A 25,528-nucleotide genomic window follows, 5' to 3' on the forward strand; every position below is an offset into this window, starting at 1 on the left:
CCGGCACGGCTCGTCCGTGGCCGGGGGCATACCGTGAGGAGTCGTACGCCTGAGCCGGGAGGAGACACGGGATGGGCAGCCGTACCGCGCTGGTCGAGGATCTGATGGAGCGATTCCCGCACGTACCGAGGGAAGCCGTCTTCAAGGAGGATCTGCTCCGGGGCGGCGTGGCGTTCGACGCCTCGGCCCTGAGTGACAACGAGAACGGCGAGGTCAAGCCGAAGTCGTACTTCATCTTCTCCTTCGACCACGGCACCCTGCCGGAGCTCGGCGAGGCGGCGCTGCGGCGCCCGCCGGAGGAGATCATCCTCACGGGCGGCCCGTACGACCTGCGCCGGACCGTGGTGTCGGTGCGGGTGAACCCGGCCTCGCCCTACCGCGTCGCGGCCGACGAGCACGGCGTGCTCGGCCTCTACCTCGACGGCAGGCGGATCTCCGACGTCGGCGTGCCGCCGATGCCGGAGTACTACCGGCACACCCTCGCGAGCGGGAAGTCGGTGATGGAGGTCGCCCCCACCATCCAGTGGGGCTACCTGATCTACCTCACCGTCTTCCGGGTCTGCCAGTACTTCGGCGCCAAGGAGGAGTGCCAGTACTGCGACATCAACCACAACTGGCGCCAGCACAAGGCGGCCGGCCGGCCCTACACGGGCGTGAAGGACGTCGAGGAGGTCCTCGAGGCCCTGGAGATCATCGACCGGTACGACACGGCGAAGGCGTCCACCGCCTACACCCTCACCGGCGGCGCGATCACCAAGACGGTGGCCGGGCGCGACGAGGCCGACTTCTACGGTCACTACGCCAAGGCCATCGAGGAGCGCTTCCCGGGCCGCTGGATCGGCAAGGTGGTCGCACAGGCACTGCCGCGGGACGACGTGCAGCGCTTCAAGGACTACGGCGTGCAGATCTACCACCCCAACTACGAGGTGTGGGACCGCCGTCTGTTCGAGCTGTACTGCCCCGGCAAGGAGCGCTACGTCGGCCGCGACGAGTGGCACAAGCGCATCCTCGACTCGGCGGAGATCTTCGGCGCCCGCAACGTGATCCCCAACTTCGTGGCGGGCGTGGAGATGGCCGAGCCCTTCGGCTTCACCACGGTCGACGAGGCGATCGCCTCCACCACCGAGGGCCTGCGCTTCTTCATGTCGCACGGCATCACGCCCCGCTTCACCACCTGGTGCCCCGAGCCGACGACCCCGCTCGGCAAGGCCAACCCGCAGGGCGCGCCGCTGGAGTACCACATCCGGCTTCTGGAGGCCTACCGCGCGACGATGGACGACTTCGGTCTGTCCTCGCCCCCCGGCTACGGCCCGCCCGGACCCGGCCGCGCGGTGTTCTCCGTCAGCTCGTTCATGGACAGCCTCCCCGAACAGGCCCCGGCCGAGGCGTGAGTGACGTCCTGCCGGACACAAAGGGCAAACTGACAAAAGCTCGTTGAGCAGCCGATCCGGGTGGGTCGGCATCGAGACTTTCCGGCATTTCTTCCGTATAACTTCGGGAGCGGCAAGGATGGGCCGCCCGCGGCGCCGCAGGGAGGCACGGGACGCCGACGGGCCGGGGTCCGGCCGCCGCGTACTCGATCCCGGAAATTGAATAGCCAGCTTGTCAGTTGTGTGGGTGACGTGAAAAGCTCGTGTCCTGCCGCGAGGTTCCCCCCAACTCCTTTGCCAGTATGGCGAGTTGACCTCGCTTGTGAACGCAGGAGACCCATGCCCGACCTGCCGACTCCCCAGGACGCCGCCGAGGCCGCACTCTTCTCAGAATGCTGGGACGCCGTGCTCTCCTACGCCGACCTGTGCACGTCCGGCTCCACCGCGGCCAACCAACTGGCCTCGGAGGCATTCTCCCTCGGCATGCGCGAAGCCCGCGACGCGGAGTCCGCTCCCGCCCGCGCCGCCGGCCGCCGCCCGTCCCGCCTGCCCAGGATCCCGCTGCTGCTGACCGCCGTCCGCACCACGGCGGCGGCCTGGGAAATCCAGGGGCAGGGCCACCAACTCGACCCCGAACTGCGGCTGTGGCTCAACTCCGACAAGGCCGCCCGCTACACCGGCCCCCCGCTGCGGCGCCCGCTCGCGCTGCGCGGCCTGCGCGACCTCCAGGAACCGGACGCGGCCCTCCTGTGGCTGGCCGAGGTGGAGGCGCTGCCGCTGACCGTGGTCGCCCGCAGGCTCGGCCTCGACCCGGCCGAGGTGGGCGAGGAACTCACCCAGGTCCGGGGCCTGTTCCGGGACCGCTGCCACCGCAACCACCTCGACACCCCGATGGACGCGCGGTGCCGCAGCTATGCCCGGCTGCTCGACGCGGTCACCCGCTCACCCGTCGCCGACACCCCGACCGACCTCTCCCGGCACCTCGCCCGCTGCGTGGACTGCGCGGAGGCCGCCGCCTGTCTCCGGCTGCACGGCGGCGGACTGCCCGCCGCGCTCGCCGGCGGAGTGATCGGCTGGGGCGGCCTCGCCTACCTGGAACGCCGCCGCCGGGCCGCCGAGGTCCGCCTCGGAGCCGGGCGGCCCACACCCGCGGACAGCGAGAACGGCCCGCCGAACCCGGGCGCCCACAAGGCGCGGGTCGTGCGCAACGGCCTCCTGGTCGCGGCCGTACTGGTATCCATGCTGGCGCTCGCCGTCTCGATGATGCCGGGCGGCGGCACCGACCACGGTGCCGCCTCTCCCGGCGGCTCGGCCGACAGCCAGCCGGTGGCCGACCCGGGCCCCTCCCTCCCGGCCGCCACCGGACGGCCCCCCTCCTCCCCGGCGCCGACCGACAGCGACTCGCCGAGCACCTCGCGGGCGTCCGCCGGCACCACACCCCAGGGCACGTCCTCCTCCACCGAGCCCGGCTCCGACGAACCGGACCCCGACCGCAGCGAGTCCGTCGCCTGCCAGGTCCGGTACGACGTGGTCGGCGAGTGGCCCGACGGCTTCCAGGCCACCGTCACCGTCACCACCGAACACGCCCTCGACTCATGGCGCGTCGCCTGGTCCTTCCGGGACGGTCAGAAGGTCGGCCAGATGTGGGACGCGAGTTTCTCCCAGAAGGGCACCCGCGTCACCGCCACCGCCGCCGACTACAACAAGAAGATCGCCGCGGACGGCAGCCTCGCCTTCGGCTTCCTCGCATCCTGGCAGGGGAAGAACGCCCCGGCGTACGACTTCACGCTGAACGGGGACAGGTGCGCGAAGGCCTGAGGACGAAAAAGGTGTGGCGTCGCGCGGGGCGGGCCGTCTAAGGTCGGCGTGAGTCGTGCGGCGGCCGGTGGCCGCTGGTGTCGAGCGAGTGAGAAACGGGAGGTGTGACCGATGGCTGTCTCTGTGATGGGCGCTGCCCGCAACCAGAAGATCGTCCACTCCACCTCCCTGGTCTCCGGCTGAACCATTCCCACAGCGCGCTCACGCGTGTGTGGCCGGTGGCCGTCCCTTTGAAGGGTCACCCTTGACTTCCAGCACCGCTTTCTCCCCTTCTTCCGCTTTCTCCGCGCTCGCCCCCTACGGCTGGGACGACGCGTGGGCGGACCAGTTCGCCCCCCACGAGCCGCAAGGGCTCCTGCCCGGACGAGTGATCCGGGTCGACCGCGGCCAGTGCGACGTGGTCACCCCCGGCGGAGTCGTCCGGGCGGACACCGCGTTCGTCACCCCGCACGACCCGATGCGGGTCGTGTGCACCGGCGACTGGGTCGCCGTGGAACCCGCGGGCAACCCGCGCTACGTACGGACGTATCTGCCACGCCGTACCGCCTTCGTGCGCTCCACCTCCTCCGAGCGGTCCGAGGGGCAGATCCTCGCCGCCAACGTCGACCACGCGATCATCGCGGTGTCCCTCGCCGTCGAGCTCGACCTCGGCCGCGTCGAGCGGTTCCTGGCGCTGGCCTGGGAGTCCGGCGCGCAGCCCGTGGTCGTGCTGACCAAGGCGGACCTCGTGCCGGACGCCGTGACGCTCGGCCATCTGGTCCAGGACGTGGAGACGACCGCTCCCGGCGTGCCGGTGCTGCCGGTCAGCTCCCTGGACGGGGCCGGACTGGACACCCTGACCGCCGTCGTCTTTGGCGGTACGTCCGTGCTGCTCGGCCAGTCCGGAGCGGGCAAGTCGACGCTCGCCAACGCGCTGCTCGGCGAGGACGTCATGGACGTGCGGACCACCCGGGACGCCGACGGCAAGGGCCGTCACACCACGACCACCCGCAACCTGCTCGCCCTGCCCGGCGGGGGCGTCCTCATCGACACACCGGGGCTGCGCGGCGTCGGCCTCTGGGACGCAGAGAGCGGCGTCGGACGGGTCTTCGCCGAGATCGAGGAGCTGGCCGCGCGCTGCCGGTTCCACGACTGCGCACACGAGAGCGAGCCGGGCTGCGCGGTCCTGGGGGCCATCGAGGACGGCGCACTGCCCGAGCGGCGGCTGGACAGCTACCGCAAGCTCATGCGGGAGAACCAGCGGATCGTCGCCAGGACCGACGCCCGGCTGAGGGCGGAGATCAAGCGGGACTGGAAGCGAAAGGGGGCGCAGGGCAAGGCCGCGATGGAGGCGAAGCGCGGGCGCTGGGCGTAGACGGTCTCCGCCGTCGGCGCCCCGGGCGGCAGCTCGGCGTCCGATTTCCGCCAGCCGGGATCCTCGTCCTGGCCCACACTGGAGGGCGTGATGGACGAGGACACCAGGTACGAGGCGGTACGCAGCCGGGACGGGCGGTTCGACGGCGAGTTCTTCTTCGCCGTCGAGACGACCGGCATCTACTGCCGGCCCAGCTGCCCCGCGGTGACGCCCCGGCGGCACAACGTCCGGTTCTTCGCGACGGCCGCCGCCGCGCAGGGCTCGGGGTTCCGGGCCTGCCGGCGGTGCCGGCCGGACTCCGTGCCGGGCTCCGCCGACTGGAACGTACGGGCCGACGTGGTGGGCCGGGCGATGCGCCTGATCGGCGACGGTGTCGTCGACCGGGAGGGCGTCGCCGGGCTCGCCGCCAGGCTCGGCTACAGCGCGCGGCAGGTCCAGCGCCAGCTCACCACCGAGCTCGGTGCCGGGCCGGTCGCCCTGGCCCGCGCCCAGCGGGCCCACACCGCGCGGGTCCTGGTGCAGACCACCGACCTGCCGATCACCCGGATCGCGTTCGCGTCCGGCTTCGCGAGCGTGCGCCAGTTCAACGAGACCATGCGGGACGTGTACGCCTCGACGCCCAGCGAACTGCGGGCCGCCGCCCCGCGCGGCGGCCGGGCCGCCCGGCGTTCGGCCACCCCGACCGCGGGCGTCCCGCTGCGGCTCGCCCACCGCGGGCCCTACCAGTCCCGAGCCGTCTTCGACCTGCTGGCTGCCGAGGCGGTGGCGGGTGTGGAGGAGGTCGGCGGAGAGCCCGGGCGCCGCACGTACCGCCGCACCCTGCGACTGCCCCACGGCACCGGAATCGTCGCCGTCGACGAACGGCCGGGCGCGGCGAGGACCGCGTCAGGCGCGCATCCCGGCGGCTGGCTCGACGCCCGTCTGCACCTCACCGACCCGCGCGACCTCACCACCGCCGTACAGCGACTGCGCCGGCTCCTCGACCTCGACGCCGACCCGTACGCCGTCGACGAACGACTCGGCACCGACGAACGGCTCGGCCCGCTGGTCGCCGCCCGGCCGGGACTGCGGTCGCCCGGCGCCGCCGACCCGGAGGAACTCGCCGTACGAGCCCTCGTGGGGCGGGCCGAGGCGGAGCGGCTGGTCCAGCGGTACGGCAAGACGCTGGACGCCCCCTGCGGCAGCCTCACCCACCTGTTCCCCGAACCGGCCATCCTCGCCGGGGCCGAGCCGGGCGGCACCCTCGGCGCCCTGGCCACCGCTCTCGCCGACGGCGCCGTACGGCTGGACCCGGGCGCCGACCGCGACGACGCCGAGGCGGCCCTGCTGGCCCTGCCAGGCCTGGACGCCCGTACCGTCGCCACCATCCGCAGCCGGGCCCTGGGCGACCCCGACGTCGCCCCGCCTGACCTCGAAATCCCCGACAGCTGGCGCCCCTGGCGCTCGTACGCCTTGCAACACCTGCGCGCAGCAGGGGAGTGGGAGCAGCGATGACCACCGACACGCACTACACCACGCTGGCCGGCCCGCTCGGCCCGCTCCTCCTCACCGCCGACCCGAACGGTGTGCTGACCTCCCTCTCCGTCCCCGGTCAGAAGAACGGCCGTACCGTCCAGGAGGGCTGGCGGCACACCCCGGACCTCTTCCGCGACGCCGAGGAGCAGCTCGCCGCCTACTTCGCCGGTGAACTCAAGGAGTTCCGGCTGGAGTCGCGCAGCGACGGCAGTGCCTTTCGGGAGAAGGTCTGGGCCGCCCTCGACACCGTTCCCTACGGCGCCACCACGACGTACGGCGAGATCGCCGCCCGCGTCGGCGCCTCCCGGGCCGCGGTCCGGGCCGTCGGCGGCGCGATCGGAGCCAACCCGCTGCTGATCCTGCGCCCCTGCCACCGGGTGATCGGGGCGAACGGTTCCCTCACGGGGTACGCGGGCGGGCTGGAGCGCAAGACCAGGCTGCTCGCCCTCGAAGGCGTCGGCCAGGGGACGCCGCTCATCCCCACAGCACGGCCCCCAGCCACGCACCCATGATCAGCAGGCAGGTGAACAGCTCCGTCAGCACGCTGGAGCCGCCCGAGCGCATCGCCGTGCGCAGGGCGGCCATCGCCTCGCCGTGGCGGCCGAGCCGGAGCCGTTCGTACAGGTAGATGCCGCCCACGAATCCGGGGATCGCGCCGAGCACGGGGAGCAGGAAGAAGCCCACGAACGCCCCGACCCCGGCGTACACGCCCATGCGCGGGGTGGCGCCGCTCGCCCGCAGCCGGCGGGGCGGCAGGGCCCAGCGCACCACCTGGGAGAGGAACAGCGCGACGGTGGCGCTCACCAGCACGGACCAGGCGAGCGGCTGCGGATCCTTCAGCGCCCACCACATGACGGCGGCCCACACCAGCCACGACCCCGGCACACCGGGCACCAGCACCCCGCCCACACCGAGCAGAATGACCAGGCCGACGAGCAGGAGGTCCACCACTCCCATCTGTCCAGGGTGCCGGAGGCACGGCGAAGGCGCAGATCAGCAGGTGAGCGGACGGCGGGCCGGCCGTGCGCGGGGGCGTGGGCGAGGTCACCGCGTACGCTCCCGGGCCACCCGCCCCCGCTCGTACGCGTGCCACCCCAGCTGGAACCGGGTAGTCACCCCGGCCGGCTCCATCAGCCGCTCCACACGGCGCCGCACGGTCCGCGGCCCAGGCGCGGTACCACCCGCCCGTCTGCCAACGTGGCAGGACCGCAGGACCGCAGGACCGCAGCACCGCAGCACCGAACACGGCCGGTGATGCCCGTATCGGGGTACTTCGGCCTGCGCGTTCGCGCTCGCGCCGCGAGCTGTCGTCGCATCACAGCGAGGCGACAGGGAAGCAGGCCACACTCGGACCGGCCTGAGCGGCGCACGGCTGAATTCGGTCAACCAGAGCGTGACCCGGGCCCCGACGTGCACTCGTACGTTAGGGGATCGGGGTCCGGGTCACTCGGGTGTCGCCGGGCGGTCCTCCCGTGGGGGGTGGGATCGCCCGGCGACTTCTCTCGGACCGGCGTTCGACGGCTCACTCGACACGCCATGCGACGCGGGACGCGCGGCCCGATTTTCCAGATGCCCCGTTTTCATCCGGCCCGTGCAGTGGACAATCGAGGGCATGAGTCAGCAGGGGGGAAAGCCCAGCGGTCACGAGGACGACTGGTGGAGGCAGCTGTACGACGACACCACCGCGGACACGGGCCCGACGGCCACGCCCGAGTCCCTGGACGACCGCTTCGCCTCGGCGGCGGGCACGGTGGAGGGACGGGGAGCGGCTCAGGGGGCGGAGGACGTCCCCGTGTCGCGTGCCGGAGCCGCCGAGGCTCCTGACGTCGGGGTGCCTCCGCCTCGCACCGGTGGGACCGGCGCGGTGGGTGCCCCGCGCCGCGCGGAGGACGCCGGGCAGCGGGCCCCTTGGGAGCCGCCGGCCGACCCGCCTCGCACCTCCACCGAAACCCCGTCCACGCACCCCCCTGCCGCGACCGTCCCCGCCTCTCGGATGCCCCCGGACGCCCCACGGCCCCCGGACGCCCCACGGCCCCCGGACACACCACCGCCCCCGCTGCCACCCACGATCCCACCGCCCCCGCCCCCCTTCGGACCACCACCCCCCGCTCCCCCCTCCCCGCCCGCCACCGAACCCGCCGCCCTGCCCCCGGACGCCCCCCGCGTCCCGCCGGCCGCCGACGGCTCCGCGCCGGCCGCCCCACCCGCCGCGGCCCCCGCCGGGAGCGCCGACCCCGACGCCCCCGCGCCCGCCGCCCCGCCCAGCGCCCGTACCCCCACCCGCGTCGATCTGCCGGTGACCGCACCCAAGTCCGTCGGCCATGTCGGTTCCGGGCCGCCCACCTACGAAGCCGAACCCACCGCGCTGCCCCCGGCGGACCCCGACGAGCTCGACGACCTGGTCGCGGACACCGTGCTGGACGGGGCCCGGTACGGGGCGTGCACGCTGCGGGCGGTGTCCGTGCGGGGGGACTCAGCGCGCTTCCGCGGCGAGCCGCGGCGGGACTCCCTGCTCACCGCCCGTTTCGGAACGGGCGACCACGCACTCGTCCTCGTCGCCATGGCGACCGGCGCGCGGGCCACGCCGGGCGCGCACCGCGCGGCCTCCGAAGCGTGCCACTGGATCGCCCGGGCCGTGGGCCGCAGCCACGCCAGACTGGCCGAGGACATAAGGGCGGGCCGGCGCGGCGACCTGAAGTCGGGCCTGCACCGCCTCACCGACCGAAGTCTCGGCAAACTCCGCGCCAGCGCGGCGGAGCAGGGCATCGAGCCGGAGGAGTACGCCGCCACCCTGCGCTGCCTGCTCCTGCCCGCCGACGCCCAGTGCCGTACGCGTGTCTTCTTCGGCGTCGGCACGGGCGGACTGTTCCGGCTGCGCGGCGGCGAGTGGCAGGACATCGAACCACGGGTCTTCGACGTCCCCGGCGAACCGGTCGTCGGCTTCGGCTCCCCGCCCGCCGAGACCCCCGAGGGCGACCGGCTCACCATGGACCTCGGCATCCCGACGCCGCCCAGCCCGTACGAGCCCGCCCCCGAGCCGCCCCGCGAACCCTTCCGCTTCCGCGCCTCGGTAGCCCGACCGGGTGACACGCTGCTGATGTGCACCAGCGGCCTCGCCGAGCCGCTGCACGGCGAACCCGAGCTGTGTGGATACCTGACCGGGCGGTGGTCCGGGCCCACCCCGCCCGGTCTCGCCGCGTTCCTGGCGGATGCTCAGGTCAGGGTCAAGGGGTATTCGGACGACCGTACCGCCGCCGCCGTTTGGGAGGCGTGACGGCCGGCCCTGTGTATCCATGGAAGTCGGGGGGATCCGCAGGATGAGGGGGCCGGAGGACCGGAAGACCGAAGGGGCACGCTGAGCCATGGCAAAGCAGAACGTCGCCGAGCAGTTCGTCGACATCCTCGTCCGTGCCGGAGTGAAGCGCCTGTACGGCGTCGTCGGCGACAGCCTCAACCCGGTCGTGGACGCGGTCCGCCGCAACTCCGCCATCGACTGGGTGCACGTCCGGCACGAGGAGACCGCGGCCTTCGCGGCCGGAGCGGAAGCCCAGATCACCGGCAGGCTGACCGCCTGTGCCGGGTCCTGCGGACCGGGCAACCTGCACCTCATCAACGGCCTGTACGACGCCCACCGCTCCATGGCCCCCGTCCTCGCCCTCGCCTCGCACATCCCCTCCAGCGAGACCGGCTTGGGCTACTTCCAGGAGACCCACCCCGACCAGCTGTTCCGCGAGTGCAGTCACTACAGCGAGCTGATCTCCAGCCCGAAGCAGATGCCGCGGCTGGTGCAGACCGCCATCCAGAACGCGGTGGGACGCAGCGGCGTCAGTGTCGTCTCCCTCCCGGGCGACATCGCCGACGAACCCGCCCCGGACAAGCCCGTCGAGACCGCCCTCGTGACCTCGCGGCCCACCGTCCGCCCCGGTGACGCCGAGATCGACCGGCTCGTCGAGATGATCGACGAGGCCGACAAGGTCACCCTGTTCTGCGGCAGCGGCACGGCGGGCGCGCACGCCGAGGTCATGGAGTTCGCGGGGAAGGTCAAGTCACCGGTCGGGCACGCACTGCGCGGCAAGGAGTGGATTCAGTACGACAATCCCTTCGACGTCGGCATGAGCGGCCTCCTCGGCTACGGCGCCGCCTACGAGGCCACCCACGAGTGCGACCTGCTGATCCTGCTCGGCACGGACTTCCCGTACAACGCGTTCCTGCCCGACGACGTCAAGATCGCCCAGGTCGACGTGCGGCCCGAACACCTCGGCCGCCGCTCGAAGCTGGACCTCGCGGTGTGGGGAGACGTGCGCGAGACCCTGCGCTGTCTCATCCCGCGGGTGCGGGAGAAGAAGAACCGGCGCTTCCTCGACAAGATGCTGAAGAAGCACGCGGACGCGCTGGAAGGGGTCGTCAAGGCGTACACCCGCAAGGTCGAGAAGCACACCCCCGTCCACCCCGAGTACGTCGCGGCCGTCCTCGACGAACTCGCCGCCGACGACGCCGTGTTCACCGTCGACACCGGCATGTGCAACGTGTGGGCCGCCCGCTACATCTCCCCCAACGGCCGACGCCGTGTCATCGGCTCCTTCACCCACGGCTCGATGGCGAACGCGCTGCCGATGGCGATCGGCGCGCAGTTCACCGACCGGAAACGGCAGGTCGTGTCGATGTCCGGCGACGGCGGATTCTCCATGCTGATGGGCGACTTCCTCACCCTCGTCCAGTACGACCTGCCCGTGAAGGTCGTCCTCTTCAACAACTCCTCCCTCGGCATGGTCGAGTTGGAGATGCTGGTCGCCGGTCTCCCCTCCTACGGCACCACGAACAAGAACCCCGACTTCGCGGCCGTCGCCCGCGCCTGCGGCGCCCACGGAGTGCGCGTCGAGAAGCCCAAGGAACTCGCCGGTGCCCTCAAGGAGGCCTTCGCACACAAGGGCCCGGCACTCGTCGACATCGTCACCGACCCCAACGCCCTGTCCATCCCGCCGAAGATCAGCGCCGAGATGGTGACCGGCTTCGCCCTCTCCGCCTCCAAGATCGTGCTGGACGGCGGAGTCGGCCGCATGCTCCAGATGGCCCGCTCCAACCTCCGTAACGTACCCAGGCCGTAGCGGCGACCCGCAGTTCCTAGTCGGTCCGCTCCACCCACCCGCGTTCGGAGCCCTCGCCGCCGTACCAGTAGCGCGGCAGCCCCTTGATGGAGCTCGTGCGGAACGGACGGCCGTGGTCGTCGACGCGGACCGTGCCGGTGCGGCCCTGGGAGGACCAGTCCAGCTCCAGGTACCAGCGGCAGTCGCAGCCCTCGGTCGCCGCCGTGACCAGCAGCACCTCCGGGTCCTGGGCCGACACGCGGTACGGCAGCCGCATCGCCGGGATCGGCTCGCCCATGTCGCTGCCCGCGACCGGGCGGGCGATCGGGCGGTCGATGTCCAGGTCGACGTCGAAGTAGCGCGGGGTGACGGCGCCGCCGCAGCCATGGTCCATGGAGTAGGCGGTGCCGGCCGCGGGGTCCGCGCGGCCCACGACCCGCACCCGCAGTGCCTCCAGGACCACGGCCGTCGAGGTCCGCCCCTGCACGGTGATCCTCACGTTGGTGTCCTTGCCGTGCACCGCGTTCTGGGTCGTGGCCCACGTGGCGGCGTACTGCGGAACGGGCGGTGGCGGGACCTGCGCGGGCGGCTTCGCGATGACGTAGTCGTGGCCGCAGCCGAACGCCCAGACATGGGAGTCGGCGGACCACGTGAGAGGCACGCCGGAGGGGCCCGTGCCGCCGCCCTGCCCATGGCTTCCCGAAGGACCGCGGCTCTTGCCGGGGCTCGGCGAGGGCTTCGACGTGGTGCCCTCGGCCGGGGGCGACCCGGTGACGGTGGGGGAGGGGCTCGGCGAGGTGGGCGAGGGGCGGACCGCGTTACCGGGTGCGGTCGTACGGGGCGTGGTGCCGGGGGGCCGCGCGGAGTCGCCGGTCCGGTCCTTCGCCGAGGGCAGGGCCGCGAGACTGCCCAGCGTGACGAGGAGGACCGCCGCGACGGCCGCGGACACCAGGGTGCGGCGACGGCGGAACCAGCGGGCGGCAGGGGGCGCGGAGGCCTGGTCCTCCGAGGAGAGGGCGGGGGCGCTGTCCGTCCCGGCGGCCGGTTCCCGGACGGTCGGCGCGTGCGACGCGGGCCGGGGTGGGGCGGGCTCTGGTTCGGCGGACACGGGTGCCGGGGAGACGGGTGTCGGGGAGACGGGTGTCGGGGACACCGGTGCCGCGGACTCCGTTTCGGCCGGCCGGTGCGAGGCCGGTGACCGCTCGCCCTCCGTCGACGCGGGGTGCGCGGTGCCCGCCGCGGCAGCTGCCGGCTCCGCCCCGCGGGGCCGTTGCCGTGCCGCCACCGCCGGCAGCCACAGCCGGTGCAGCTCCAGCCGCTCCTCGGCCGACGCCCCGCACAGCGCCGCGAACCGCTCCACCGGGGCGAAGTCCTGGGGGACCGCCTCACCGGCGCAGTAGCGGTGCAGCGTGGAGGTGTTCATGTTCAGACGGCGGGCGAGCGAACCGTAACTGCGGTCCGTCCGTTCCTTCAGCCGCGTGAGCAGCGCCGCGAAGTTGGCTACGTCGTCCCTCGGTGCCGACACCGTTCCCCCGTCCGCCCCGGATCCGTATCCCAGGCACTCCATATACCTGCACGTCAGAAGGGCTGGGACGGTTCCACCGTGGTGGATCGAGTGTCCCCTGTTGCGCCTGCCTGCGGTGACCGCTGATGCTTCTGGTGTCGCACCGACCACGGCCGGACCGACCATTCGGCGTGGCGGCGGCATCCCACATTCACGCACCTGTTCACGGGGGACACCCATGCCCAAGCACATCCGATCCGGCGCGCTCACCGTACTGGCCATCACGGGCGCCATGCTCGGCACCGCACTCGCCGTGCAGGCCGAAGCCCAGCCGGCGCCGGTCGCGGCGACGAAGGCCGCGCAGACCAGTACCGCGCGGACCGACACCGCGGTCACGCCGACGGTGGCGGCCAAGGCCGTCGCCGCACCCAAGTTCCTCGCGGCCTCCGAACTGCCGCCCCACCCCTCCTCCTCGTGGACCGCCGGCAAGGTCACCGACGGTGTGCCGGACGAGATGCGGTTCTGCCTGGAGGAGGCGCTCCTCGCCTACGACTCCCGGTACCGGCCCTTCCACACCGACCTCGAGACGAGCGCCCAGCAGCTCACGATCGTCGTCGGCAGCACCGCGAAGGCCAAGGCGCTCGTCACGCGGCTGAACAAGGAGATCCGCTCCTGTGCGAAGCGTGCCGAGCAGGCCGACCCGGAGATCGAGGCCTCCTACAAGAGTTACGGCAGCCTGCCGGTCGAGGAGGGCGCCCAGGTGCACGGCCTGCACACCAACGCCTCCTGGGGCGCCACGGACATCAGCCTGCTCTCCGTCGGGCGGGACGGGCGGACCGTCACCGTCGTGGAGTGGGGGCAGATGGGGGACTTCGGTGACGCGCCGGTGAAGGCATTCAAGAAGACGACCACGACGGCGGTGAACAAGCTCTACTGACCGCACGGCTGCCGAAGGAACCGGGGCCGCCCTCCCGCACGGGGGTCGGGCGGGCGGCCCCGCTCCGGCCGGTCCGACCGCTCCGGCCGGTCCGACCGCTCCGGCCGGTCCGACCGCTTCGGCCGGACGAACAACCCGAAGCACTTGGCGACGAGGGAGGCCGGGGGAAGTGACGACGCCTCACACCGGCCGCAGTCGCGGCCGCGGTGTGAGGGGCTGGAACGGCCGCAGCCCGAAATCCGGGGGGATTCGCGCGGCGGCCGTTCCAGAAGGCGCGTGCGTGGACGCGGGCGAACAGCGTCGGATTCCGGCCAGTTTGGCGAACCGCTCCCGGGGGCGCCGTGACCTCGGCACATCAGCCGCTCGGCGCCCGGGACCCGCCACCCTGTCCGCATGGACGCGAAGTCGTACGGGACCGCCGGTCCGGCCCCCGGCCGCAGGAGCCCGCACCCTGACCCCGGTGCTCGGTCACCGCATCGGCGTCCTGCCCCGGCCGCTGCCCGGGCACCCGAGCCACCAGCCTGAAGCGGCACGTCGGCCAGGGTTTCGCCGCCGTCGTGCCGGGCGGGGAGAGCCCGTGGGCGGGCGGCGGCGGGTCGTCCGTCGGCCCGTTCGCCGCCCAGTGGGCAGGCCGCACGAACGGGCTCGTGGCATGTTCCGGGCAGAGGGCGGGGGGAAGTCGGTCGCCGTGCCGCTCGGCTCCCCGGCGGTACGCGGAGCTTGGTCCGAGCCGCACCCGCTCGCCCCCGGCCCCGCACCCGTCGGCGCGGACGGCCTCGAATCTGGCCGAACACCTGGTCGTTGACGACGTGACATGACTGGCCCGTGAACTGACGGGCATGGATCCCCGTGAACGTGTTCGAGCAGGAGGGGAACCGACATCGGCACGCGGGCGGGGGTCATGAAGAGGCAGGCACGAGGAGGCGGTCCCACGGCAACAGGGGCCTTCTCGGCGGACACAGTGGAGGACGAGACCGACAGCGCCGGGCAGGAGGCACCGGCGCCGCAGCTCAGGCGCAGACTCGGGCGGGCGGACCTGGGGGCGGTTCCCGAGGCGCGCAGGGCACTGCGCGAGCTGTTACGGCACTGGGGGAAGCCCGGCCGAGCCGACGTAGCGGAACTGCTGACCAGCGAACTCGTCACCAACGCGATCGTCCACACCGACCACGACGCACTCCTGACGGCCACCGTCGGAGCGCGTGGTCTCAGGGTGGAGGTGCGGGACTTCGTCTCCCACCGGCCCCGACTGCGGGTACCGAACGCCGGCGACGGTACGCACGGCCGGGGCCTGGTCCTCGTGCAGTCCCTCGCGGACGCGTGGGGGGTACGGGTGCACGGGGTGGGGAAGGCGGTCTGGTTCGAGCTGGACGCCGGAGCCGGGTGAGGCGACGGCGCGGCCGACAACGGGACGGGGTGCGGCTCGTGTGAGCCGCACCCCGTCCCGTCTTACCCGTTCGGTCTAGCCGAACTGCTGCTCAAGGTCCTTGAGCTTGCGCTCCAGGGAGTCCAGTCGAGGAAGGGCCATAGTGTCGTCCTCCGCGGTGAGATCGACGGAGGGGGACTCAGATCCCTTGCGGACCGGCTGGAGGGAGGGCCGCTGGCGCACGGGCAATTGCTCCGGCGCCGATATGGCAGGCTCCGCGGTGACCCGGTCCGACGAGGCACGCTCCAGGGTGGCCTGCGTCTCCAGCTGGCGGCCGCGGCCGACGAAACCGCGGTGGCCCCGGCTGATCGCCTTGAGCTGGGCCCGCTCCACGCGCTGCTCGCCGCGTCGGCGCAGTCGGGCGGCTTCCTTCTCCCGCTGGTCCTCGCGGACCTCGTCGACCGCCTCGTCCAGGCTGCGCACGTTCTCCAGGAGCATCAGCGACCACGCCTTGTACGTCTCACGGGGGGCCCGCAGCCAGCGCACGACGCGGATCTGCGGCAGCGGACGGGGCACCAGTCCCTGCTCGCGCAGGGCGGCCCGGCGGGTCTGCTTCAGAGCGCGGTCGAACAGGACGGCCGCCGAGAGGGACATGCCCGCGAAGAAGTGGGGGGCACCGTCGTGGCCGAGGCCCCTGGGCGCGTGCACCCAGTTGAACCAGGCCGCGGCGCCCGCGAACGTCCACACGAGTATCCGGGAGCCGAGGGCGGCGTCACCGTGGCTGGCCTCGCGCACCGCGAGTACGGAGCAGAACATCGCCGCGCCGTCCAGGCCGAACGGGACCAGGTACTCCCAGCCGCCGGACAGGTTCAGGTTCTGCTGGCCGAAGCCGACCAGGCCGTGGAAGGAGAGCGCCGCGGCCACCGCGGCACAGCAGAACAACAGCACGTAGGAGGCGGTGCCGTATATGGCCTCCTTGCGCCTGCGGCGCTCCTCGCTGCGCTCCCACGAGTCGTCCGCGCTCGCGTCCTTCCCCACGGAGCGCTTACCGCGCGCCAGCACCGCAACCGCCGCCAGCATGCCCAGGAGCAGTACGGCGCCCGGAAGCAACCAGTTCAGCGATATGTCGGTCAGTCTCATCTGGGGTCCCTTGCATTGGGATAGGGCGTAACGCCCGCCATAGTGGCCCAATCCCAACGGCCCTCAGGCGTTTTCGGGGCAAGAGGCCGCCAAGGAAGTGCAAGGGGATGCCCAGGGCGGCGATCTGCTCGAACTGCCGCGTGAGGGGCGGGAGTTGAGTTCGAATAAGACTACCCGTACGGGTGGTTCCACGGAAAGTTCCCGCGGCGAGTGAGGAAGTTGTGAATTGGCTGTAACCGGACGGGTGTCTCAATCCCGAGTGATCTTACGGGACGGGTGGTTCCGCGTTGACCTGAGGGTGCCTCAACTCGTGGCGAGCGCCGCCAGCTTGGCCACCCGGTCGGCCTCGCAGGTGCGCGGGCAGGTGGCGCAGGTGTCGTCCGGGTCCAGCGTGTAGTACATGCAGCAGCTCACCCGGTCCCGGGTGGGCAGCGGTTCGCCGTTCGGGCCGGTCAGGACGCGGAACGCCGCAGAGCCCACGTACGGTCCGGTCGTGCCCGGCAGTAGCAGCTCCAGCTCGCGCTCGGCCCGCCGCCGCTCGCTCTCGCCGAGCAGCCCCGCGACATACCAGAGCCCTTCGACGATCTCGTCCGTCACCATGCCCCACAGCGCGCGGCCGCGCCGGCGCATACGGGGGCCGAATCCGGCCAGCACCGGCTCCATGTGCTCGGCCACCGCCGCACGCACCTCGGCTCGCAGCGCATCCTCGTCGGGGACGACACGCGCGCCCGGCAGGGTCGCCGCCGGGTCGCCGGGCAGGCAGGCGAAGGGGCCGGGGCGGACGGCGAAGGACATGGGGCCCTGTGTGCGGTCGTACGAGACCTGTGTCACGGGGAAGCGTGGTACCCGGCGGTGCAGGAACCACGGGGCGGTGACCAGGAGGCAGGCCGGCCAGGCGTACCGGTGCAGCCCGAAGCTCGCGATCACGTCCGGGCGGCCCGGGCGTCCGTGGTCCCGCAGTACCTGCGCGGCGTCCCAGGCGAGGAACTTCTCCAGGCCGGCCCCTCCCGCCGCCAGCTCCGCCGCGGTGACCCGGCCGTCGCCGCCGGGGGGCTGCTGGCCGGGGGTGAGCTCCGTGATCGTCAGGGCCGGGAAGGCCGCTGTGACCTGTGCGTACGCGTCCGTCGTGGGGGAGGGGGAGGCGAGTGGCGGCACGGGCATGCGGGACCACCTGAGTCGGGGGAGCTTGAGGTAAGGCTTACCTTATCTGATGTGGTCGTAATTTGAACTGTCGGCTTATGCGCCTAATCTGCTTGACGGGCGAGTAACAAGCCGCCGTAATGACCCCAAGTACCGATACGTCCGGAGGAGGACCCGTGAAGCAGGGCGCGCAGGGCTCCGGCGGGGCGGGGGTCTCCCGTCTCACGGACGGGGCCGCCGAGGCCGCCCGGGTGCCGGCGCAGCCCACGGCCGCGGACGTGGACCGTGAGCGGTGCGCCGCTCCCGGGGCCGTTCGTGGCGAGCACACCCACGGCGAACCGCCCGTGCCGCGGCCTCGGCCTGCCGTCCAGCGGTCCTCCGTGCGCGGTCAGATCCTCGACGCGTTGCGCACCGCGCTGGTCGCCGGTGAGCTGCGGCCCGGCGAGGTCTACTCGGCGCCCGCGCTCGGCGACCGCTTCGGGGTCTCCGCGACGCCGGTCCGGGAGGCGATGCAGCAGCTCGCGCTGGAGGGCGCCGTCGAGGTCGTCCCCAACCGCGGGTTCCGGGTCGTCCGGCGCGGTACCCGCGAGCTGGCCGAACTGGCCGAGGTCCGCTCGCTGATCGAGGTGCCGGTGATGCTGCGCCTGGCGCGTACGGTTCCGGTCGAACGGTGGGGCGAACTGCGGCCGCTCGCCGAGGCCACGGTGCGCGCGGCGTCCTCCGGCTGCCCTGCCACCTATGCGGAGAGCGACCGGGCCTTTCACCGCGCGATGCTCGCCCTGTCGGGGAACGACCAGCTGGTCCAGATCGCCGAGGACCTGCACCGTCGTGCCCAGTGGCCGCTGGTCGGCGGGAGTGGCTCGCGGGGGCGGGCCGAGTTGGTGGCCGACGCGGCGGAACACGCGGCGTTGCTGGACGCGTTGGTCGCTCGGGATCTGGATGTGGTGCGGTCGCTGGTGGGGGAGCACTTTTCGGGGGCTCGCTGAGGCGCGTTGGGGGCGGGTGCCTGCGGCGGCCTGTGCGGGTGGAGCGGGGGTGCGCGTTGCGCCTTGGGTTCGGGGGTGGGTCGGGGCCGTGTCGGGGGGTGTCCGTCCTCGGAACGTCGCGGAATCGGTCATCTACCAACGCGGCCGTGTTGACGCGACAACCGCTGCGGGCGGACACCCCCCGACACGTCCCCTGCTCGCCGTGCGCGGGCTACGCCGTCGCTGACGGAGGGCCGGGGCTGGCTGCTGTGCCAGTGGTGTGGGTGCGCCGCCCGTAATCGTTGCGGGTGGGCACCTCCCCGATGCCCCTTGTCGCCGTGTGCGGGCTGCGTCGTTGCTGACGGGGGGCGGGGCTGGTTGTTGTGCCAGTGGTGTGGGTGCGCCGCCCGTAATCGTTGCGGGTGGGCACCTACCCGATACGTCCCCTTGCCGCCGCCGTGTGCGGGCTACGCCGTTGCCGCCGGGGGGGCCGGGGCCAGCTGTCGTGCCAGCCAGGTGGGTACGCCGCCCAGGAGCTGGTACAGGCGTCGGGCCTCCGCGCGCAGGCGTGAGGCCTCCGGTTCCACCTCCGCGTCCGCCAGGGAGGCCAGTGCGGGGGCCGTGCCGACCAGGTAGCCCAGTTCCTCGCGAATCCTGAGGGACTCGGCGAAACCGTGCCTCGCCTCCGCCAGCTCCCCCTCCCGCAGGGCCAGGCCGGCCAGGTGGCGCCAGGTGAAGGACAGCAGGAGGGGGTCGGGGTGGGCGGTGGCGCCCGCGTGTGCCCGGCGGTAGGCCGCTCGCGCGGACTGCGGGGAGTGGGACAGGTTGTCCGCCAGCAGGCCCCGGCGGAAGTCGAGCAACGCCCGTCCCGGCGCTCCCGGAGCGATCAGCGCCGCCGCTCGGCCCAGAGCCGCCCGTGCCTCGTCGGCTCGGTCCCGCACGCCGTGCAGGGTGGCGGCGTAGGCAAGTTGCCCTCTTTCACAAGCGGCCGCGCCCCGTTCGTCGTCGCTGTGGGCCAGTGCCTCGGCCGTACGCAGCGCGTCCTCGGCCTGCTCCCAGCCCTGCTCGGTGTACAGACACCGTTCCACCAGCAGGGACGCCCTCTGCAGCGCGGCCTGCGCGGTGACCGGTTGGAGCAGGGCGGCGGCGTCCGCCCAGCAGGCGCGGGAGCGCAACCGCCATACCGCGGTCTGGAGTGGATCGTCACCGGCGGTCGTTCCGTTACCAGACATGGCGGTATGCGCCACGTTGCCCTCCCCGAGCACGCCATCGAGCCTTGGTGGTGGCGGCATCTCAGCACGAATTGACGGGCCTGGCCAAGAGGGTGGGTGAAGGATTTCACAAAGTCGTGGGACTCCGCGCGTCCGCGGAGGTCAGCTCATCCGCAGTGCCAGGAAGAAATCCAGCTTGTCCTCGAGGCGTGAGAGATCACGGCCCGTCAACTGCTCGATACGGCCCACCCGGTAGCGCAGCGTGTTGACGTGCAGGTGGAGACGGGTCGCGCAGCGGGTCCAGGAGCCGTCACAGTCCAGGAAGGCCTCCAGCGTGGGGATCAGTTCCGCGCGGTGGCGGCGGTCGTAGTCGCGCAGGGGATCCAGGAGGCGGGCCGTGAAGGCCCGGCGGACGTCGTCGGGGACGAAGGGGAGCAGGAGGACGTGGCTGGCCAGTTCCTGGTGGCCGGCCGCGCAGACCCTGCCGGGGCGGGCCGCCGCCACCCGGCGGGCGTGGCGGGCCTCCTCCAGGGCGCCGCGCAGGCCCTCCGCCGAGTGGACCGACGCGCTGACTCCGAGCGTCACCCGGCCGTCGCCGTCGAGGCCGGACGACAGCGGGTCCCGTACGGACTCCAGGAGCACGTCGGCGAGGATCTCCGAGCCGTCGTGCTCGGACGAGACCGCGGGCAGGGGGACGAGCGCGACCGCCTCATCGCCGGTGTGGGCGACGGCGATCCGGTCGGAGGGTTCCGGGCCCGTCGACAGCGGGTCGGCCAGGATCTCCTCCAGCAGCGACTGGGCGACCGGGCCGCCCTCCAGGTCGCCGCCGTCCCACTCGACGCGGGCGACGACGATCTGCCAGTGCGGGGCCGCGCCCAGTCCGGGCAGGAGGACGGGGGCGGCCACCCGCAGACGGGCGGCGATCTCCGCCGGGGCGGCTCCCGTCTGGACCAGCTCAAGGACCTCCTGGGCCAGCCGGCGGCGGACCGTGCGGGCCGCGTCCCGGCGGTCGCGCTCCACCGCGATCAGCTGGGTGACGCCCTGGAGCAGGTCGAGCCGCTCCTCCGGCCAGTCCCCGGCGTCCGCCTCGACGGCCAGCAGCCAGTCCGACAGCACCGTCTCCCGCACGTCACGGGCGGCGTGCGGGGAGCGGGCGCTGCTGCGGACTGGGAAGAGGGAGAAGATTCCCGAGCCCAGCGTCACCCGATGCGGGCCCCGCCGGCCCGTGCGGACGGCCGCGAGATGCTCGGCCGCGAGCCTGGCGCACACGTCGGCGGGCAGGGCGGGGCCGGTGGTCTTCGAACCGGCGATCAGCCGGCCCGTGGGGGACAGGACCCAGGCGCGCAGGTCCAGGTCCGAACCGAGCAGGTCCAGGACCACGTCCGGGCCGCCGCCCGCCGGGCCCGAGGTCATCATCCGCCGGTGCCGGTCGACCACGGCCGCCAGGTCGCCGGCCCGCTCGCCGCTCACCTGTCGCACGACGTGCTCGGTGATCGTCGCGAACGCCACCGACTCGTGCACCGCGAAGAGCGGGAGGTGGTGGCGGGCGCACGCCACCACGAGGTCGTCGGGGACGTCCCCGAGTTCCGCCTCGCCGGCCGCCAGCGCGGCCACCCCGGCCTGCACGAGGATCCGTACGAAGGGCTCGGAGTCGGCGGCGTCCCGGCGCCAGGCCAGCCCGGTCAGGACCACTTCCCCGCCCGAGAGATAGCGGCTGGGGTCCCTGAGGTCGGTGGTCATCACGCCGCGCACGGCGCGATCCAGCTCGGCCTCGCCGCCGAGCAGCCTGAGGCCCAGCGCGTCCGTGTCCAGCAGTGCGCGCAGCCGCATGTCTCGTCGCCGCCGTTCCTAGTCTCGAAATCTACGATGGATCGTGAGGGCTCGTCGTGTTCCGGCCGTGTCCCAGGTCACTCGGGGTGTGCCGCGCGTTTCCAGAGGAAAACGAGGAGGTTACCGATGACCTCCGTTCATACGAATCTACAAGATGCCCGCCCTGGCCAGCCAACTCCTTCATGGTTTCCGTGACTGACCCGGTCGGCGCACAGCGCTGTGTACTGGCCCCACTCCGCGTAAACAGCACATGAACGAGCCGGGACCGCCGCACACGGATTGGCTCAATCTGTACGACTCAGACGAAGAAGAGAGCCGGTCATGGACTTCCTTCGCCCCGCCAGCTGGGAGGAGGCGCTCGCCGCGAAGGCCGAGCACCCCACCGCTGTGCCGATTGCGGGTGGCACCGACGTGATGGTCGAGATCAACTTCGACCACCGCCGGCCCGAGTACCTCCTCGACCTCAACCGCATCGGCGACCTGGAGGAGTGGGAGGTCGGTGCGGAGAGTGTGCGGCTCGGGGCCTCGGTTCCCTATACGAAGATCATGGAGAACCTGCGCGGCGAGCTGCCGGGACTGGCCCTCGCCTCGCACACCGTCGCGTCCCCGCAGATCCGCAACCGCGGCGGCGTCGGCGGCAACCTCGGCACCGCCTCCCCGGCCGGCGACGCCCACCCCGCCCTCCTAGCGGCCGGCGCCGAGGTCGAGGTGGAGTCCGTGCGGGGGTCGCGGCTCATCCCGATCGACGAGTTCTACACCGGCGTGAAGCGCAACGCGCTCGCCGCCGACGAGCTGATCCGGGCCGTCCGCATCAAGAAGGCCGACGGGCCGCAGCAGTACTCCAAGGTCGGCACGCGCAACGCCATGGTGATCGCGGTGTGTGCCTTCGGGCTCGCGCTGCACCCCGAGACGCGGACCGTGCGGACCGGCATCGGTTCGGCGGCGCCCACACCCGTGCGTGCCAAGGTGGCGGAGGAGTTCCTGAACGCCGCGCTCGAAGAGGGCGGCTTCTGGGACAACGGAAAGATCATCACCCCGTCGGTCGCCAAGCAGTTCGCGGACCTGTGCGCCGGCGCCTGCAACCCGATCGACGACGTCCGGGGCACGGCGAGCTACCGCCGGCACGCGGTCGGCGTCATGGCCCGCCGCACCCTGACCTGGACCTGGGAGTCGTACCGCGGCACCGCCGCCCGCACGGAGGGAGTCGCGTAATGCGCGTCAGTTTCACGGTCAACGGCCGTCCGCAGGAAGCCGACGACGTCTGGGAGGGCGAGTCCCTGCTGTACGTACTGCGCGAGCGGCTCGGGCTTCCCGGTTCCAAGAACGCCTGTGAGCAGGGCGAGTGCGGCTCGTGCACGGTCCGGCTGGACGGTGTGCCGGTGTGCTCGTGTCTGGTCGCCGCCGGGCAGGTGGAGGGCCGCGAGGTCGTCACCGTCGAGGGGCTGGCGGACTTCGCCAAGCAGCGCGCGGAGCGCGGCGGCTGTGCCTCGGGTGCCTGCGGCACGTCGTTGCAGGACGCCCAGGGGTGGGCGGCCCAGGGGCAGGACTCGCAGACCGGCGAGGGCGCCGAACTCTCCCCGGTCCAGCAGGCGTTCATCGACGCCGGCGCCGTCCAGTGCGGTTTCTGCACCCCGGGTCTGCTGGTCGCCGCCGACGAGATGCTGGAGCGCAACCCGAACCCGAGCGACGCGGACATCCGCGAGGCGCTGTCGGGCAACCTGTGCCGCTGCACCGGCTACGAGACGATCATGGACGCGGTCCGCCTGGCGGCCGCCCGGCAGGGAGAGGTGGTCTGAGCATGCCCAGCAACGGCGCCCCCATCGGGACTCCCACCAAGGTCACCCAGGGCTCGAAGACCAAGGGCGGCATCGGTGAGTCCACCCTCCGCCCGGACGGCACCCTCAAGGTCACCGGCGAGTTCGCGTACTCGTCCGACATGTGGCACGAGGACATGCTCTGGGGCCAGATCCTCCGCTCGACCGTCGCCCACGCCGAGATCGTGTCCATCGACACGAGCGAGGCCATCGCGATGCCGGGCGTGTACGCCGTCATGACGTACGACGACCTGCCGACCGACGTGAGGAACTACGGCCTGGAGATCCAGGACACCCCGGTCCTCGCCCACGGCAAGGTCCGCCACCACGGTGAACCGGTCGCCATCGTCGCCGCCGACCACCCGGAGACCGCGCGCCGCGCGGCCGCCAAGATCAAGGTCGACTACCGCGAACTCCCGGTGATCACCGACGAGGCCTCCGCGACCGCGCCGGACGCGATCCTCATCCACGAGGGCCGCGACGACCACCACGTCGGGCACGTCCCGCACCCGAACATCGTGCACCGCCAGCCGATCGTCCGCGGCAACGTCGAGGAGGCCGCGAAGAAGGCCGACTTCGTCGTCACGGGCGAGTACACCTTCGGCATGCAGGACCAGGCCTTCCTCGGCCCGGAGTCCGGCCTGGCCGTGCCCGAGGAGGACGGCGGCGTCCACCTCTACGTCGCCACCCAGTGGCTGCACTCCGACCTGCGCCAGATCGCGCCCGTCCTCGGCCTGCCCGAGAGCAAGGTGCGGATGACGCTGTCCGGCGTCGGCGGCGCCTTCGGCGGTCGCGAGGACCTGTCGATGCAGATCCACGCCTGTCTGCTGGCGCTGCGCACGGGGAAGCCCGTCAAGATCGTCTACAACCGCTTCGAGTCGTTCTTCGGACACGTCCACCGCCACCCGGCCAAGCTCCACTACGAGCACGGCGCGACCAAGGACGGCAGGCTCACGCACCTGAAGTGCCGCATCGTCCTGGACGGCGGCGCCTACGCGTCCGCCTCGCCGGCCGTCGTCGGCAACGCCTCCTCGCTCTCGGTCGGCCCGTACGTCGTCGACGACGTCGACATCGAGGCCATCGCCCTCTACACCAACAACCCGCCCTGCGGCGCCATGCGCGGCTTCGGCGCGGTCCAGGCGTGCTTCGCCTACGAGGCGCAGATGGACAAGCTGGCCGACGCGGTCGGCATGGACCGGGTGGAGTTCCGGCAGCTCAACGCCATGGAGCAGGGCACGATCATGCCGACGGGGCAGCCCGTCGACTCGCCGGCGCCGGTCGCCGAACTCCTGCGCCGCGTCAAGGCGATGCCCATGCCACCGGAGCAGCAGTGGCTCTCGGCCGGCGAGGAGGCCGACGTACGGCAGCTGCCCGGCGGACTGTCCAACACCACGCACGGCGAAGGCGTCGTACGGGGTGTCGGCTACGCGGTCGGCATCAAGAACGTCGGTTTCTCCGAGGGCTTCGACGACTACTCCACGGCCAGGGTGCGCATGGAGGTCATCGCCGGCGAGCCCGTCGCCACCGTGCACACGGCCATGGCGGAGGTCGGCCAGGGCGGCGTCACCGTGCACGCGCAGATCGCCCGCACCGAGCTGGGCGTCGCGCAGGTGACCATCCGCCCGGCGGACACCCAGGTGGGCAGCGCCGGTTCGACGTCCGCGTCGCGGCAGACGTACGTCACCGGTGGCGCCGTGAAGAACTCCTGCGAGCTGGTGCGCGAGAAGGTCCTGGAGATCGGGCGCCGCAGGTTCGGCTCCTACCACCCGGCCTGGGCCACCGCCGAACTGCTCCTGGAGGGCGGCAAGGTCGTCACCGACGGCGGCGAGGTCCTCGCCGACCTGGTGGACGTCCTGGAGGACGAGGCCGTCGAGGTCGAGGCCGAGTGGCGGCACCGTCCGACCGAGGCATTCGACCTGCGGACCGGACAGGGCTTCGGCCACGTCCAGTACTCCTTCGCCGCCCACCGTGCGGTGGTCGAGGTCGACACCGAGCTCGGCCTGGTCAAGGTCATCGAACTGGCCTGCGCCCAGGACGTCGGCAAGGCGCTCAACCCGCTGTCCGTCATCGGCCAGATCCAGGGCGGCACGACCCAGGGCCTCGGCGTGGCGGTGATGGAGGAGATCATCGTCGATCCGAAGACGGCGAAGGTGAAGAACCCCTCCTTCACGGACTACCTGATCCCCACCATCCTCGACACGCCGACCATCCCGGTCGAGGTCCTCGAACTCGCCGACGACCACGCCCCGTACGGACTGCGCGGCATCGGCGAGGCACCGACGCTGTCCTCCACCCCGGCCGTGCTCGCGGCGATCCGCGACGCCACGGGGCTGGAGCTGAACAGGACGCCGGTGAGGCCGGAGCACCTCACGGGCACGTGACCCCCTCGGGGTCGAGCAGGTGAGTACGTCCGGGGGACACCGTCCCCCGGGCCCCCGTTGTCCGTCTCGGGCCGTCCCCCGGGTCGTGCACCTCCCCAAATC

The 25,528-nt window shown here is 72.5% G+C and carries 19 protein-coding genes and 1 pseudogene; 13 read left to right on the plus strand and 7 right to left on the minus strand.

The features are described from left to right. The first annotated feature begins 71 nt into the window (after positions 1 to 71). From AQJ84_RS01565 to AQJ84_RS01585, 5 genes are all read left to right on the plus strand, one after another. A complete protein-coding gene (locus tag AQJ84_RS01565) occupies positions 72 to 1,391 on the plus strand; it encodes a radical SAM protein (RefSeq protein ID WP_053192269.1) in 1,320 nt (439 codons plus the stop codon). Positions 1,392 to 1,709: 318 nt separating this feature from the next. Next, positions 1,710 to 3,188, plus strand: a complete 1,479-nt coding sequence (locus AQJ84_RS01570) for a cellulose-binding domain-containing protein (RefSeq protein WP_053192271.1) — start codon at positions 1,710 to 1,712, stop codon at positions 3,186 to 3,188. Positions 3,189 to 3,432: 244 nt separating this feature from the next. After that, positions 3,433 to 4,542 carry a ribosome small subunit-dependent GTPase A gene (gene rsgA, locus AQJ84_RS01575; protein ID WP_030045926.1) on the plus strand — a complete coding sequence of 370 codons (1,110 nt, stop codon included), beginning with the start codon at positions 3,433 to 3,435 and terminating at the stop codon, positions 4,540 to 4,542. A gap of 90 nt (positions 4,543 to 4,632) precedes the next feature. Then, entirely contained in the window at positions 4,633 to 6,036 is a 1,404-nt protein-coding gene (locus AQJ84_RS01580; RefSeq protein WP_053192273.1) for a DNA-3-methyladenine glycosylase 2 family protein, read from the plus strand. Beyond that, positions 6,033 to 6,569 carry a methylated-DNA--[protein]-cysteine S-methyltransferase gene (locus AQJ84_RS01585; protein WP_037805121.1) on the plus strand — a complete coding sequence of 179 codons (537 nt, stop codon included), beginning with the start codon at positions 6,033 to 6,035 and terminating at the stop codon, positions 6,567 to 6,569. The genes AQJ84_RS01580 and AQJ84_RS01585 overlap by 4 nt, the downstream gene beginning before the upstream one ends. Here AQJ84_RS01585 and AQJ84_RS01590 read toward each other — a convergent pair. Both AQJ84_RS01590 and AQJ84_RS43835 read right to left on the minus strand, forming a co-directional pair. Next, on the minus strand, positions 6,532 to 7,014 hold the full coding sequence (locus AQJ84_RS01590; RefSeq protein WP_030045930.1) for a DUF456 domain-containing protein: 483 nt from the start codon (positions 7,012 to 7,014) through the stop codon (positions 6,532 to 6,534). The genes AQJ84_RS01585 and AQJ84_RS01590 overlap by 38 nt on opposite strands. A gap of 87 nt (positions 7,015 to 7,101) precedes the next feature. Further along, positions 7,102 to 7,224: pseudogene (locus tag AQJ84_RS43835) on the minus strand (helix-turn-helix transcriptional regulator); the annotation flags it as partial. Positions 7,225 to 7,669: 445 nt separating this feature from the next. On the opposite strand from AQJ84_RS43835, the gene AQJ84_RS40405 reads away from it, so the two are divergent. Next, positions 7,670 to 9,331: a protein phosphatase 2C domain-containing protein gene (locus AQJ84_RS40405; protein WP_079076126.1), complete on the plus strand. Its 1,662-nt coding sequence runs from the start codon at positions 7,670 to 7,672 to the stop codon at positions 9,329 to 9,331. Between the two features lie 88 nt (positions 9,332 to 9,419). After that, entirely contained in the window at positions 9,420 to 11,162 is a 1,743-nt protein-coding gene (locus AQJ84_RS01600) for a pyruvate dehydrogenase (RefSeq protein ID WP_030038891.1), read from the plus strand. A 16-nt stretch (positions 11,163 to 11,178) separates the two neighbouring features. On the opposite strand, the gene AQJ84_RS01605 is transcribed toward AQJ84_RS01600, so the two are convergent. After that, positions 11,179 to 12,708: a helix-turn-helix domain-containing protein gene (locus AQJ84_RS01605; RefSeq protein ID WP_374935422.1), complete on the minus strand. Its 1,530-nt coding sequence runs from the start codon at positions 12,706 to 12,708 to the stop codon at positions 11,179 to 11,181. A 175-nt stretch (positions 12,709 to 12,883) separates the two neighbouring features. Between AQJ84_RS01605 and AQJ84_RS01610 the strand changes: the two genes are divergently transcribed. Together AQJ84_RS01610 and AQJ84_RS01615 are read left to right on the plus strand one after the other, a co-directional pair. Then, on the plus strand, positions 12,884 to 13,582 hold the full coding sequence (locus tag AQJ84_RS01610) for a hypothetical protein (protein ID WP_030038893.1): 699 nt from the start codon (positions 12,884 to 12,886) through the stop codon (positions 13,580 to 13,582). A 961-nt stretch (positions 13,583 to 14,543) separates the two neighbouring features. Then, entirely contained in the window at positions 14,544 to 14,966 is a 423-nt protein-coding gene (locus tag AQJ84_RS01615) for an ATP-binding protein (RefSeq protein WP_030038894.1), read from the plus strand. A 75-nt stretch (positions 14,967 to 15,041) separates the two neighbouring features. On the opposite strand, the gene AQJ84_RS01620 is transcribed toward AQJ84_RS01615, so the two are convergent. Further along, positions 15,042 to 16,085 carry a DUF2637 domain-containing protein gene (locus AQJ84_RS01620; RefSeq protein ID WP_030038895.1) on the minus strand — a complete coding sequence of 348 codons (1,044 nt, stop codon included), beginning with the start codon at positions 16,083 to 16,085 and terminating at the stop codon, positions 15,042 to 15,044. Positions 16,086 to 16,388: 303 nt separating this feature from the next. Next, a complete protein-coding gene (locus AQJ84_RS01625; protein WP_053192301.1) occupies positions 16,389 to 17,246 on the minus strand; it encodes a (2Fe-2S)-binding protein in 858 nt (285 codons plus the stop codon). A gap of 155 nt (positions 17,247 to 17,401) precedes the next feature. Between AQJ84_RS01625 and AQJ84_RS01630 the strand changes: the two genes are divergently transcribed. Continuing rightward, a complete protein-coding gene (locus AQJ84_RS01630; RefSeq protein ID WP_053192303.1) occupies positions 17,402 to 18,211 on the plus strand; it encodes a GntR family transcriptional regulator in 810 nt (269 codons plus the stop codon). 446 nt (positions 18,212 to 18,657) lie between these two features. Here the strand turns inward: AQJ84_RS01630 and AQJ84_RS01635 are convergent, their stop codons facing one another. Continuing rightward, complete coding sequence (locus AQJ84_RS01635; RefSeq protein WP_030043601.1) at positions 18,658 to 19,437, minus strand: hypothetical protein; 780 nt, start codon at positions 19,435 to 19,437, stop codon at positions 18,658 to 18,660. A gap of 126 nt (positions 19,438 to 19,563) precedes the next feature. Next, on the minus strand, positions 19,564 to 21,231 hold the full coding sequence (locus AQJ84_RS01640) for a PucR family transcriptional regulator (protein WP_053192305.1): 1,668 nt from the start codon (positions 21,229 to 21,231) through the stop codon (positions 19,564 to 19,566). Between the two features lie 321 nt (positions 21,232 to 21,552). Between AQJ84_RS01640 and AQJ84_RS01645 the strand changes: the two genes are divergently transcribed. The 3 genes from AQJ84_RS01645 to AQJ84_RS01655 are packed head-to-tail and all read left to right on the plus strand — an operon-like array spanning position 21,553 to position 25,426. Continuing rightward, entirely contained in the window at positions 21,553 to 22,443 is an 891-nt protein-coding gene (locus AQJ84_RS01645) for an FAD binding domain-containing protein (protein ID WP_053192307.1), read from the plus strand. Continuing rightward, positions 22,443 to 23,027 (plus strand): (2Fe-2S)-binding protein, encoded by a 585-nt coding sequence (locus AQJ84_RS01650; RefSeq protein WP_030043606.1) that lies wholly within the window; start codon positions 22,443 to 22,445, stop codon positions 23,025 to 23,027. Before AQJ84_RS01645 ends, AQJ84_RS01650 begins: the two co-directional genes overlap by 1 nt. A gap of 2 nt (positions 23,028 to 23,029) precedes the next feature. Beyond that, positions 23,030 to 25,426, plus strand: a complete 2,397-nt coding sequence (locus AQJ84_RS01655; RefSeq protein ID WP_030043607.1) for a xanthine dehydrogenase family protein molybdopterin-binding subunit — start codon at positions 23,030 to 23,032, stop codon at positions 25,424 to 25,426. Positions 25,427 to 25,528: the final 102 nt, after the last annotated feature.

It is taken from the genome of Streptomyces resistomycificus (genome assembly GCF_001514265.1).
Classification (GTDB): domain Bacteria; phylum Actinomycetota; class Actinomycetes; order Streptomycetales; family Streptomycetaceae; genus Streptomyces; species Streptomyces resistomycificus.

Bases quoted from the DNA above. Each gene is read 5' to 3' on its own strand.
- AQJ84_RS01565 (WP_053192269.1), top strand. From the start codon at position 72: ATGGGCAGCCGTACCGCGCTGGTCGAGGATCTGATGGAGCGATTCCCG.
- AQJ84_RS01570 (WP_053192271.1), top strand. From the start codon at position 1,710: ATGCCCGACCTGCCGACTCCCCAGGACGCCGCCGAGGCCGCACTCTTC.
- AQJ84_RS01580 (WP_053192273.1), top strand. From the start codon at position 4,633: ATGGACGAGGACACCAGGTACGAGGCGGTACGCAGCCGGGACGGGCGG.
- AQJ84_RS01585 (WP_037805121.1), top strand. From the start codon at position 6,033: ATGACCACCGACACGCACTACACCACGCTGGCCGGCCCGCTCGGCCCG.
- AQJ84_RS01590 (WP_030045930.1), bottom strand. From the start codon at position 7,014: ATGGGAGTGGTGGACCTCCTGCTCGTCGGCCTGGTCATTCTGCTCGGT.
- AQJ84_RS40405 (WP_079076126.1), top strand. From the start codon at position 7,670: ATGAGTCAGCAGGGGGGAAAGCCCAGCGGTCACGAGGACGACTGGTGG.
- AQJ84_RS01600 (WP_030038891.1), top strand. From the start codon at position 9,420: ATGGCAAAGCAGAACGTCGCCGAGCAGTTCGTCGACATCCTCGTCCGT.
- AQJ84_RS01605 (WP_374935422.1), bottom strand. From the start codon at position 12,708: ATGGAGTGCCTGGGATACGGATCCGGGGCGGACGGGGGAACGGTGTCG.
- AQJ84_RS01610 (WP_030038893.1), top strand. From the start codon at position 12,884: ATGCCCAAGCACATCCGATCCGGCGCGCTCACCGTACTGGCCATCACG.
- AQJ84_RS01620 (WP_030038895.1), bottom strand. From the start codon at position 16,085: ATGAGACTGACCGACATATCGCTGAACTGGTTGCTTCCGGGCGCCGTA.
- AQJ84_RS01625 (WP_053192301.1), bottom strand. From the start codon at position 17,246: ATGCCCGTGCCGCCACTCGCCTCCCCCTCCCCCACGACGGACGCGTAC.
- AQJ84_RS01640 (WP_053192305.1), bottom strand. From the start codon at position 21,231: ATGCGGCTGCGCGCACTGCTGGACACGGACGCGCTGGGCCTCAGGCTG.
- AQJ84_RS01645 (WP_053192307.1), top strand. From the start codon at position 21,553: ATGGACTTCCTTCGCCCCGCCAGCTGGGAGGAGGCGCTCGCCGCGAAG.
- AQJ84_RS01650 (WP_030043606.1), top strand. From the start codon at position 22,443: ATGCGCGTCAGTTTCACGGTCAACGGCCGTCCGCAGGAAGCCGACGAC.
- AQJ84_RS01655 (WP_030043607.1), top strand. From the start codon at position 23,030: ATGCCCAGCAACGGCGCCCCCATCGGGACTCCCACCAAGGTCACCCAG.